The following is an 11,649-nucleotide window of genomic DNA, read 5'->3' on the forward strand; positions in this document are numbered from 1 at the left end:
TGGAGGATGGGGACATCAGACGAAGCCGTAGCTTGTAAGTAGTTGGTGGATCCAGAACGGGCTAATTTCAAAAACCTGCCGGGAGACTAACGCGCGGTCGGGGTGTATTTGGATCGGTTGGCCGATAGCCACGTCATAGTAGTTCAGGGAAACTTCGCCCGGCCACGAAAAGCTCGGGTCGAATGGCACTTCAGCATACGGATTAAAATAGATATGCAGTCCATCTAGATGGCTTTCCCGAAGGAATGAGGAATGCTGGATGTGCACGTCGGCGCCTATAACATCGCGACCGAAATCCCACCTCTGCGTCAAAAGGTAGTTCAGCTTGTCGACTTGAAAACGATGGGTCCCGAGGTCCCACATTGGTGAGCCGAGCGGAATCCTTTCCTTCTCTATCGATCTAAAGCGAGTTGCTCTGACAAGTCGCTCGATCTTGCTTTCAACAACTGCCTTCCCAAAAGTTCCGACTGTAGAGAAGATGACCGCACTGATTTCCTTGAAGGAATCGTTCGTGAAGATTCCCATTTGGACCGGCGCACCGGACGCCGTCGCAATCGACGCTATTTTGTCCTGTCTGAGCTCGGACCCTTCTAGCATCGGCGCACCGATGCCGAATAGGACGAGGTTGATCAGCTCGTTGTTTTGCAAAAGGGATTGGTTGCTGTCAAAAGGGGCAATCGCGATGACAAACGGCCGACCCGGGACGTGGCTCAGCGAAGAGTATGGATACTTCTTGCCGTCACTGCCTCGAAATATCTTTACCTTGTCTCTGATTTTTCCGACCAGCTTGAGCGCACCGCGATCTTTGAAATCCTGATCGCTGCAAGGCTTCGGTTCCTTATCGCTCGCAGGCTGGTCCGATATCACCGCTTCGATGTTAAATTCATAATTCCCGGGCGCCGTCACGAAGAAATCCGGTGACGGCTTAGAATAGTCCACGCTACAGCCCAAATCGGTCAAAGCCTTATTGAGATAGAGCTCCCACATGGATGAATTAAACGTCGATTGAAATTCCTTGACGAATTTTTCCGCCTCGCCCTTGCGGTCAAGCAGGCCGGCTGCCCAGCTTTGAATTACAGACATCACCGGCGCATAGCTTGGATTTGTCCGAATTTCACAGAAGCTCTTATGGAGTTTTCTCTCGGGCAGCCTGGGCTCAAATAAGTCCATCATTCTACAATCGTCCTAACCCGCGGGCCCTTTTGAAACAGTATGTGAATTGCCCACGAATCAGTGAGGAAGGCACGATGATATGTGCGTTCGTGCCGAATCTACCGTCATCTCTTGCTGATTGCATTCCCAATGGGCAGGCAGCGGTAGTCATCGATCTTCTCGCCATTGCAAACTGCCCGACCGTCGCATCTCTGCCGCGCAAAGCAGCAAAGACACATGTGATGATTTCGCACTCAAACGAACTATTGCGCATAGAATCGACTTTTCATGCAAATTTACTATCTTTCATGCATAGGGCAAGCTGGAGCGAGTTAATGGCATTCCGAGCGGATGAAGCTATGATGAACGGCTATGAACGGGCGAAAAGCTATCTTGTCTCGAGAAACTTCGTGCCCGATGATCGGGCGCGAAGCGAAAGAGCGCTTCAGGATATCATCGACGATTGCGGCCCTGTTGTTGACGGCTACCCCACTTGGCATCCGCTGGTTTCCCATCAGGACGAGCACAATCCGGGGACCTACCCGAGTGATCGCTGCGGATACCAGGGGCTCGACCATACAGTCTATTTTGCCCACGGGTTTCTGACATGTCCGTATGTCGATGCCGAGAAGGTCGTCGCATCCGCCCACACCATACCCCATCATCCCCGCGCGACGATTTCGGCCGAAATCCTCGACGTCCCGTTCTACAACACGGGGACCCAGCCGGTTCTCGTTCGTTGCGAATGGGACGCGATCCTTGAGCCGAGCAAGATGGTGCCGAAGTCGCTTGCCGTCCCGCTTATGCTTGAGCAGGAACTCCCGGTCTGGAGATGGTCATCAAGAGCAGAAAGCTGGGAAACCATGCGCCCATATCTGCTCGGCGCGCCGCATGGGAGCAGATCTTCGCTATTCGTCAGCCAGGAGACGGCGCTCGCGATGAAGAAAGTCTATTTGGCAATGGTTGAGAGCGGAATGTTCGGTCCGGTGAAGACCGGATAGCGCTCCGAGCTTCGAACACGATTCCGACGTCAATTAATCTAAGATGAGGTGCGCGGTGCCACTGAACATGAAAGAAGCGAGCGCGATCAGCGAGATCGCCGATATTATGTACAGCTTCCTGCCGGGCAGCGGAAATTCAAAAACGGCGTTCCCGCTTGCCGCCGGTCAGGCCGGGGTGGGCGAGTTCTGGCAACCTGGAAGCAAACTTCCGTCGCTCACCAATCTCTTGAGCCAGACGCTTGAGCATCGGAGAAACCGTTTCTGCCCGCTGATCCTCGCCATCATCCGCCAATCGATGACGTGGCGCCGAGGGCGAAACGAACCTCTGACTCGTGAGGAAGTCGATCAGCTAAACGCTTTACTTCTCAGGGTGTCGTTTCGGATCCCGGAGCTTTCCGATCTTGAGTTCCTTGATACCCTGCCCCGTCGTGAGCCGGTGGTAGAAGCAGCGGCCGCACAAAATGGGCCCTCGCAGGAAGCATTGGCATCTCTGGCGCTTCAATTGCTCGAGGTGAGCAGATTAGCTCCCCAGCCGCGAGGTTATGCATTCGAGACATTCTTGCGGGATTTTTTTCATATCTACGGTCTCGCACCACGTGCATCGTTCCGAAATCCTGGCGAGCAGATCGATGGTAGTTTTGTGCTAGAAGGTGAAACGTATTTGCTCGAGGCGAAATGGCAAAACGCTGCCAGCGCCATAGGTGACCTCGATCGGTTCGCGAACAAGGTGAGTCGCCAGGCCAAGTGGGCAAGGGGCCTCCTGATCAGCAACACGGGTTTTACCCCCGACGGCTTGACCGCTTTTGGCAAAGCATCGACGTCGATCATTTGCATGGATGGCCTCGATCTGCATGATACGTTGTCGAAACGTTTGAATCTCGGCGAAGTCCTGTCTTTGAAAGCACGTCGGGCCGTTGAAACGGGAAACCCCTTTGTGCGCGTGCGCGATCTTTTCCCGTGATCGACAATACTGGCTCACGATGGCAATCACTTTGGTCCGCTGGCGGCGAGCGCCGCGGGCCGTTCGTGTCGGGCCACTGACCAAAGCGCCGTCACCTTTAAGAGATCCGCAGCACCGTGACCTCACCGTTCTGGATCAAAAGATCATAGTCGTTGGACTGTCGGAATCCAGTTGGAAATCCTTCGGGAATAGCCGAGATCGCAAGGCGAAATCCTGATGCGTCAAGCCATCGAATGCGCCTCTCAGAACGCACGGGAATGACAGCATACCGGCCTGCCCTACCGTCCGTACCAGCGAGCTCCGCAGCGATCGGAGCGCGTCTGGCCGCACCTGCTTCGCGGTTTCTTAGCGTTCTCGACCACGCCAGAAGGTTGCTCGGGTCGATCTGGTCCTCGCTGTTCCAAACCAACAACTCTTCGTCAAGCCAAGCAAGATACTGCCCGCGCATTTCTTCGGCCTTGGGGCGGGATCTCGCAATACCGAGAGAAAGAGCAAAAGCCACAAACGGATCGAGCGTTCCCCAGCGCAGCAGCTCTTTTGCCCAGAAGGCGAACCACGGAAGCCCGGTTATTTCTTTCCAGGTTTCAATTGTCGGGGTGTCGAGCGGATCGTCGGTGCCCTGCGACCATGCTCGCGCGACGACAGCGCCTATGGCAACGCCAAGCCGAAACTCAAAATTGTCCGAGGTGAATATTTGCCACGCGCGAAGGTCTCGGGGCGCCGGCGACGCTGCGCCCGGCATGCCCATCCACCAGCCAAGGACCTCATGCCAGTTGGCGTATAGGGTACGGCCCATCTCGGTGTCACGTATGGAAAATCCATAGCCGCCGTCGTCGGCCACCGCCTCTCCAAGCGAATCGAAAACTGCGAGGCGCTCAGCGGGCTCCATTGTTCCGTAACCTTCAGTATCCTGAATGAGTTCAAGGATTGTCCTCGCGACCGGCTCGAACCGTCGGCCCACATAAGGAGAATAGCCGTAATCGTAGAGCCTCTTGCGCTCGTCTGCATCGGGATAGATAGTCTCGACCAACCCCTGTCCCCGCTTGACAAAGGCCTGCTCCATCCAAGCCTCTGTCGCTTGTGCAACCTGCGTGAACGTTTGCTGCCAAAGTTCTTTCAGCATCGCCTCGGCATTGGCGGGCGTTGTCGCCATTTCGGTAATGGCGGCCGTCTCCTCGACAGCCGCCAGGAGCATGGTGTCGAGCTCGTCGAGCCGGTCAGCTAAACGGGCTGCGGTGGTGGCCTGAGCCTGTCCCGCGTCGGGGGAAACTTCCTCCGGCGCGGTCACCTCGAGCCACTCCAAGAAGTCGTCATTATCATCGATGCCCGGCAGGCGCATCGCATGCTCCCTGATGGCACGAAGCAAAACGGAGAGCGGGCTCGATGTATTGGCATCACCGCCGGCGTCCGCTTCTAACCGTCGATTAAGGTCGTCATACTCTTGACGCCGATCCCTAACCTGCCTTCGCTGCGTCGGAAGCTGCCCATTGGCCGTCGTCGACGGCGCCACCGGCAAAGCGACCAACGTGAGTCCCTCCATGCCTTTTGCAGCCCCCGGCCTGCCGGCGCGACCCGCAAGATTGCGGAACTCGGCGGCAGTCATCGGGTATTCTTCAGGGGTTTGCGTTGCGACATTGAACATTGTGCGCTTCAGCAACGGCAGGAAGATCATGTCGAAGGGAAGATTGACCCCTTCGGTGAGGGTCGCTGTGGCTACAGTGATGGGGCAGATCGATCGATCGATCAGCGCCACCATCAGACGTCGAAGGCGCTGCGGCATCTGACCATGGTTCGTCGCGATCCCACGATCGAGAAGGCGAAGCTCATAAGAATTTTCGCCGCAATAGTCTATGCAGACCGTCCGCGCTTCGGCAAACAATGCAGCGTCATCGCCGTCAGTTGGTGGCTCGAAGGCCGGGATGTCCTCCCATCCCGCGAGGTCAAACGCCTCAGCAAACCATGCCATCGTTTGCTCAGGACGCTGGGAGATTGAGATCAAGATGCGGCGGTCGTCGCCCACCAAATGCAATGCGGCCCAAAGGATGCTGTTTTGTGTGAAATGATTGAGGCTATTGCGGATCCCCGAAAGCGGTTCAGGCATAGGATCGATCCTAAGCGGGATGTAGACGTCACCTCTTCCCCGCACGCCGAGCGAATGATCATTCACGCGGTGTAGTTCGATACGTGGCGAACCTTTACCGACTTCGAGCACGCCGATCGCCTGTCTTGTACTACGATAGTTTGATCCAACTGGCTGTGCATTAGGATTGGATTCTATCCACCGGGCGACGGGCGGGGCTGCTCCTCCAGCAACGGCTGTTAGCGCGATGCGAACAATATTTGGCTTGCGCAACAGGAGGCGCGAGATGAAACTTTCGATGCGGATTGCGCGGTTCATGTGATCGGCGAGCGAGTTGCGCTCTCGATCATTGTCTTCGAGCACCACTTGGTGCGCCTCGTCGACGATGAGTAGCTTGAGGCGGGCCAGTAGCATCGGCCCTAGATAGCGCATGAGGGCGTCCGCTTTCTCGACCGTGGCGATGAGGACCGTTGGCGAGTCGGAGGTCAACCAGGCGTCTGTGATGCCCCAATCGGAACCGCCATAAAGTCCGGTGACCACAAAATCGCGCCCAAGCTCGCCTGTGAGCTTGGCCTCGACTTCTCCTGCGAGAGCCCGCGACGGCACGATATATAGGGCGAGCGGCGTGCGATGGTCGTCACCGTCCGCAAGGATCAAGAGTTCTTTCAGGATCGCGAGATTGGCAACCAGCGTCTTGCCGGACCCAGTTGGCGTGCAGAGTGCAAACGATGAACCGCTAAGAAGCCGCTCAATACCCTGACGCTGGGATTGCCATAGAATGCCGCGGCCCCGTGAATACTGCGCTCTCGCAAACTGGTTGACCTGCTGCAATCTGGCTGGGTTGAGCTCACCGAGCCGCCGAAGCGGATCGTAGATCGTCGCTTTCCCAAAACGCTCGCACGCGGAGCGAAGGAAGAAAGCGAGAAGCGCAACATCGTCGGATGATGTTCTGACGAGGAGGCGTTCTACCTCGCGCAAGCGTTCCAACGCAGCAGAAAACCGGACTGAATCGCCTCGCCTGAGAGTCTGCGCTGCAAGGCCTATGCAGCGAACGAGCTCGATGGTGCCAAACCAAGTGACGCTTTCCTCGGTACCTTCACCAAAAAACCTCTCTTCGGCGCCCCGTCTCGTATATTCGAGGTTGTCGTTCCAGAAACCCGCCGCACGGCGAAGCACGGCATCAAAATCAGCTTTTAGAAAATCGGCGAAGAGCCGCGACCCCCTGTCGTTCGGTGGAACCTGCCGTAGCAAACCCGTCGCCATGGCCGGAAGGCCGCCGAGTTGATAACAGCCAGCCGCGATCAGGGCGGTTGGAATCTCGCCACCAACTTTGTCTCGCGCCCTTGCCAGCCATTCCAGAAGCTCGCCCGCCCGCCGAAACGCAAGGGTCGCCTCCGCTGGCATGCCCTCGCGCACAGTCGTAAGCACCCTGCCGGCGCGTATCAGGTAGCGCGCCTGTTGAAGAATCGTATCGGAATCATTGTCGCCCCACTGGATCGTCTCGACGTCCCAGTCCGTCTGCAAGCAACGCACAAAAGAGCGGGCCTGCAACGCGCTAAGCGTTCTCTCTTGCGCAAGATCGTTTTGGATGGTTCGGGCGAGATCCAGCCGCTCTTGATCAAACTCAGGCAAGGACGTCCTCCTTCGCCCAGAGGCCCGCATAGATCGCGTCTATCAAATCGTCGCCACCCGAAAAGAGCAGCTCGACGATCTGTAGATCGCGGCCCGCCGTGTATTCGACGGGCACTTCCTTCCAGGGGATAAGCGAATGCTTGGGTTTGCGCGTTGGTGCGGAGCCACCCGACAACAGAATCAAATCGGTTCGCTCCACTGGATCCGGATTGCGTCTCGCTAGGATTCGATCAAGGGAAGCAATGACCCTTGCGAATTTATCCGGGTCGCATTCTTCTAGGATCGCATGCAGTTGCTCCAGACCAAGTGGAACAGCAAGCGCGCGATTGACCTCGTACCAAACCCCCTTGCCATTATGGGCTCGCTTCGTATCGTCTTCTGGATCGACGATTTTTTCGCCGAGCATGACGGTGTTCAAAACTGATGGTGTCCAGGTGCCCCGCCATTTCGCCTCGCCTGCGATGAAGCGTATGACCTTGCCTTCCTCGCCGACCACGATTGCAATAAAGTCGTCGCCCTTGCGCCCAAGCACCTCACGCGTGCGAGTCGGATCACGGCTCAGTGTGTAAATGTATTGCCCGGCGTCCTCATGATTACGGAAAAGGAAAACCGGTATCAGATATTCATGCTTGCCAACGAACTCATAGTTTTCCGACATCATGCCGGACATCACCTCACCGAACAGTCCCTTTTTCGCCTTGAGTGGTAGCGAGCCAGGATACTGCGCGTCGCACGCGCTGCCATCTTCGTCTGGGTGGAGACTGATGCGAGCAAGTTTATGGAAACAACACCGCGCGTCGAGGTGCGCCGATTCAAAGTACGGAATGAGGTCTTCGGCCATATTGGGTTCAGTTTTTTGCTTCTCCTCAAGGAGCAAATGGCCATAATTTTCGACTTCGCTCGGATATTCTTCCAGCCAAGCATTCAGTGCTTTGTTAGGGGGAGGCGCTGTGTGCATTGATTCTATTTCGAATGATAATGTGCAACTTTAGCGAACATAACCCATCCACGCCACAAGTTCTTTGATTTGATCACGTCCATTTTCGCGGGCTATGCCAACCGTTTCGCAGCGGACAGGAACGGTGATCGAGGCGGTTATCATCTGCTTCCTGATTTTCGTGGGACATAGGTAAAGGGAGTGTCTGGCGCCGGTTTCGTGGCGGGTCCCCGAGGAGCCACCTAGTGGACCGAATACGCTTCAAAGCGCATCCCAATATTCGATGAGACCGGCAAGGTGCGCCTTGCTCCGCAATTGGGCGCCAATCCGGCCCAGCGCCGTCTTGAGAGCTATTGCGCGCTTGATCACGTTCACGTTGAGAACGTCCCTATGGTAGCACGCGAAGAAGCGAATGGTTTCGAAGTCTCCAATAAATCTGTAAAGCACATGTCGATCCAGTTCCCGAGCCACTGTCCGACACACACGGGTAAAGGCATACGCTCTTTCCCTTGAAAGGCTCTCCATGTCGTGAAAGGCGCGAACACCGTGGTTGCGTGCGTTGTCGATGTCGCGACCAAAAGCATGCCCTACGCGGTTGCGGATGTTTCGTAGTTCTTCAAGTTTGGCGTGGTGACACTTTATCTTCGGATCTAGCGGCCCGAGTATTTTCTCTAGCGCAGAGAATCGCGCACTCCAGTCGCCTTTGGTACAATTTGCAACGTGTTGTGAGGTTTCGATGCTAGCGCCTCCATGCTTCAGGAGCTTGGCACCATCTATCGATCGCGATGCTCCGAACAACAACCCGGGGTCTGATCGGATGGCGAGATCGACTACAGCGGCGACATATGTCTCCAGATTAGCCGCACATGCCATGACAGTGTTCAAATTGACCCAGTTATCAAACAGATTGTAGCTATCCGACCAATCCTTGAGGGTTCGAAACGAGGCAAGAAATTTCTCACCGGTATCCAGCGCGTTTACAGCCGAAACCTGCCACGACACGCCTTTTTGCTTTAAACCCTTGAAGGTAAATTGCATCGCGTTCAAATGTGCCGTTCCGATTATACCCAGTTGATCATCGTAACGTGAAAAGATCTGATAAGACCATGTGGTCTCATCGAACGGTCGCCAGCGATCGAAACTGCGGGTTTCCCCCATGATGATTTCCTCTTCCCCTGACCTTAATGAACTCCAAATGACTTGGTGTCATATCCCCCAAGCCCGAAACCGCCCCCTACCGGTCATTTCGCGCAGGTTGACCTCTTCGACAAGGCGAAGAGCGGCGCGGGGGGTGATGTCGAGTTCGGCGGCGATCATCCCGGCCGAAACCAGGGGCCGCGCCAGCACCAGCTCAATCAGGCCCGGCAGATTGGACGAGGCGCGCCGGCCAATAAGCCGCCGTTCCAGCATCTGGCGTGCGAGCATCAGCCGGTCGTGCTCCTTGAAGCCAAGCTCGACACCGGTCGTCAGGCCCTCGAGACTGGCAAGTAACCGAGTTTCAAAATTGCGATGACGGCGCCGTTCGACACGGATGGTTTTCAGGCCGGCATTAAAGGCCAGCAGATGCGCCTGAGTAGTCAGCCCTTCGCGCCGTAGCAGCGAAGCCGCCACCAAACGGCCAAGCCACGGCGCGCGCTGCAAGACTGCGAGCTCATTCCAGGCATCGAGTGCCAGAATGGCTTGCAACACCGGCGGCAAATCGCGGATCGACCGCAACACGGTTCGCCATTCGTCGAGGCGTTCCTCCTCATCCCAGTCGGGATCACGGATCAGCGGATCTGTTTCTAGTCTCGCCAGCCGTTGTGGCTGTTTCAATCTTGCCAACACATCGTCGGATCGCGCCAACACCGCGTCAATGGCATCAAGATCAATGTCGGGGAGGTCGAGCCCGTCCTCCAAGCGATATTGTCTCCCCTCCCCGTCCTGCCGGTCGCCCGCCGCATCGGACACCGCCGTGCTTTCGTTGTCTGCTACGATGCAATCGCCATCCGGAGAGGATGCCGGCCACGCCTGCCCGCCGATCCGAAGACTGCGCAGCCCGTTCGTGCTCAGCGCCCAGTCCGGCGCCTGCGTGGCGATACGCCGTCGCGTCTGCAACACATCGCGGGCAATGGTCAGGGCATGACTGGGGGAACGGATGTCACGTGCCGCATCATGCAGGATGAGATCTTCGATCTCGACCAGTTCGCCGTCGAGCCACAGCGACGCGCAGGCATCCGCATAATGCGCACGCTCCATCACCCCTCTGCCAACGTGTGAATGGGCAAGCCGTTCGTCGAGCCGTGCCAGAGCTTCACTGGCGCGCGCCAACGGCGACAGCAAGGTCTTCAGAGGCAAAAGGTCGAGATCGTAACGCATTGAAATTATGGTAAATGAAGTCTTAAACGGAATCCAGTGTATATTTAATGTCCGGCACTGGTGATGGCTTGGGGTTGGGCCTATAACCATCGATAAGTATCGGTTATCGGAGGTTATTGATTTGAAGCCGCAAGTCAGCAAAAGTCATGGCCAAGCCGCGCCGCAGAAAGCCCGTCTTCCGGCCCATCAAGGAGTTTTGCCCGTGCCATCAGCGCAGGTTTCCGCGCTCGACCGGCGCACCGAAGCACTCGATACGATTGCTGCCGTCCTGCCAATGAACCGCCGCGACAGGCTCGCCGGGCTATTGACCGATCAGGATATCGAAACGCTCCGCCATCTGGTCAATGAAGGCATGGGCGAAAACACCCTGCGCGCACTGACTTCAGACCTGGCCTATCTTGAAGCCTGGTCACTCGCTGCAACCGGCAGCCCCCTCCCCTTCCCCGCACCCGAAGCCCTGTTGCTCAAATTCGTCGCGCATCATCTTTGGCGTCCACAACAACGCGAGATCGAACCTAATCATGGTATGCCTTCCGGCGTCGCAGAAGAATTACGTCAACAAGGATTCTTGCGCGTATCCGGGCCGCACGCACCGGCAACCGTCCAACGTCGTCTCGCCAACTGGTCAACACTGACCCGCTGGCGTGGGCTGGAGGGTGCGTTTTCATCGCCTTCCGTCAAATCGGCAATCCGCATTGCGGTGCGTGCCTTGAACCGGCCACGCAGCCGCAAGAGTGCCAATGCGATTACCGGCGATATTCTGGGCAAGCTGCTGGCAACCTGTTCCGGCGAGGATCTCACCGCCTTGCGTGACCGGGCCATCCTGATGGTGGCCTTTGCGTCAGGCGGGCGAAGGCGCAGTGAAATCGCCGGTTTGCGTATAGAACAGCTCGTCAAACAGACGCCCGTCACCGATGAGGACGGTTCTCCCCTACCCTCACTCGGCATTCATCTCGGTCGCACCAAAACCAGTGGTGCCGATCACGATGAAATCGTCTATCTTACCGGTCGGCCTGTCAACGCCCTCACCCATTGGCTGGAGGCGGCAAAGATCGATAAGGGCAGTGTGTTTCGAAAAGTCGATCGATGGGGAAATGTTTCGGCGCGTGCACTCGAACCGAGCGCCATCAACCGCATCGTCAAGCAGCGCGCACAAATGGCAGGGCTTGAACCGCGGGAGTTTTCCGCCCACGGGCTGCGCTCCGGCTATCTGACCGAAGCCGCCAATCGCGGCATTCCGTTGCCCGAAGCTATGGAACAATCCCGCCATCGATCCGTGCAGCAGGCGTCCGACTATTACAGCAACGCCAAACGGCGCAGCGGACGAGCGTCAAGGTTGCTTTGAAAGTCCAGCCCAGATGTCTGAAATCGGGGTTGAGAGGCGACCATCCGCACGTGGGCCCGACCGACGTGATAGCTGTCAATGAACAATTTAGGGTCCAGACTCAATTGAGCCACCATGTGACGATGGCAGCGATATAGCATGTGGCTGTAAAGTTCAGCATGAGCTTGTCATATCGTGTCGCGA

At 56.7% G+C, this 11,649-nt stretch carries 8 protein-coding genes; 3 read left to right on the plus strand and 5 right to left on the minus strand.

The window, feature by feature from the left end; genetic code table 11:
• Nucleotides 1-15 precede the first annotated feature (15 nt).
• Nucleotides 16-1,173, minus strand: coding sequence for a hypothetical protein (locus tag QBD00_RS12500; RefSeq protein ID WP_318579653.1), 1,158 nt, complete (start codon nucleotides 1,171-1,173; stop codon nucleotides 16-18).
• Nucleotides 1,174-1,487: 314 nt separating this feature from the next.
• Here QBD00_RS12500 and QBD00_RS12505 point away from each other — a divergent pair, with 314 nt between their 5' ends.
• Entirely contained in the window at nucleotides 1,488-2,153 is a 666-nt protein-coding gene (locus tag QBD00_RS12505; RefSeq protein WP_318579654.1) for a hypothetical protein, read from the plus strand.
• A gap of 67 nt (nucleotides 2,154-2,220) precedes the next feature.
• Nucleotides 2,221-3,114: a restriction endonuclease gene (locus QBD00_RS12510; protein WP_318579655.1), complete on the plus strand. Its 894-nt coding sequence runs from the start codon at nucleotides 2,221-2,223 to the stop codon at nucleotides 3,112-3,114.
• A gap of 97 nt (nucleotides 3,115-3,211) precedes the next feature.
• Here the strand turns inward: QBD00_RS12510 and QBD00_RS12515 are convergent, their stop codons facing one another.
• The 4 genes from QBD00_RS12515 to QBD00_RS12530 form a co-directional block, all read right to left on the minus strand.
• Nucleotides 3,212-6,826, minus strand: coding sequence for a DEAD/DEAH box helicase (locus QBD00_RS12515; protein ID WP_318579656.1), 3,615 nt, complete (start codon nucleotides 6,824-6,826; stop codon nucleotides 3,212-3,214).
• On the minus strand, nucleotides 6,819-7,784 hold the full coding sequence (locus QBD00_RS12520) for an aminotransferase (RefSeq protein WP_318579657.1): 966 nt from the start codon (nucleotides 7,782-7,784) through the stop codon (nucleotides 6,819-6,821). Before QBD00_RS12520 ends, QBD00_RS12515 begins: the two co-directional genes overlap by 8 nt.
• A gap of 240 nt (nucleotides 7,785-8,024) precedes the next feature.
• On the minus strand, nucleotides 8,025-8,921 hold the full coding sequence (locus QBD00_RS12525; protein WP_318579658.1) for a hypothetical protein: 897 nt from the start codon (nucleotides 8,919-8,921) through the stop codon (nucleotides 8,025-8,027).
• A 48-nt stretch (nucleotides 8,922-8,969) separates the two neighbouring features.
• Nucleotides 8,970-10,130, minus strand: coding sequence for an RHE_PE00001 family protein (locus QBD00_RS12530; protein ID WP_318579669.1), 1,161 nt, complete (start codon nucleotides 10,128-10,130; stop codon nucleotides 8,970-8,972).
• Nucleotides 10,131-10,395: 265 nt separating this feature from the next.
• Between QBD00_RS12530 and QBD00_RS12535 the strand changes: the two genes are divergently transcribed.
• Nucleotides 10,396-11,466, plus strand: coding sequence for a site-specific integrase (locus QBD00_RS12535; protein WP_412535022.1), 1,071 nt, complete (start codon nucleotides 10,396-10,398; stop codon nucleotides 11,464-11,466).
• Nucleotides 11,467-11,649 lie beyond the last annotated feature (183 nt).

It is taken from the genome of Ochrobactrum sp. AN78 (assembly GCF_029909885.1).
GTDB lineage: Bacteria > Pseudomonadota > Alphaproteobacteria > Rhizobiales > Rhizobiaceae > Brucella > Brucella quorumnocens.

Excerpts from the sequence above, each read along its gene's own strand:
- QBD00_RS12500 (WP_318579653.1), bottom strand. The coding sequence starts at position 1,173 with ATGATGGACTTATTTGAGCCCAGGCTGCCCGAGAGAAAACTCCATAAG.
- QBD00_RS12510 (WP_318579655.1), top strand. The coding sequence starts at position 2,221 with ATGAAAGAAGCGAGCGCGATCAGCGAGATCGCCGATATTATGTACAGC.
- QBD00_RS12525 (WP_318579658.1), bottom strand. The coding sequence starts at position 8,921 with ATGGGGGAAACCCGCAGTTTCGATCGCTGGCGACCGTTCGATGAGACC.
- QBD00_RS12535 (WP_412535022.1), top strand. The coding sequence starts at position 10,396 with ATGAACCGCCGCGACAGGCTCGCCGGGCTATTGACCGATCAGGATATC.
- QBD00_RS12520 (WP_318579657.1), bottom strand. The coding sequence starts at position 7,784 with ATGCACACAGCGCCTCCCCCTAACAAAGCACTGAATGCTTGGCTGGAA.
- QBD00_RS12505 (WP_318579654.1), top strand. The coding sequence starts at position 1,488 with ATGGCATTCCGAGCGGATGAAGCTATGATGAACGGCTATGAACGGGCG.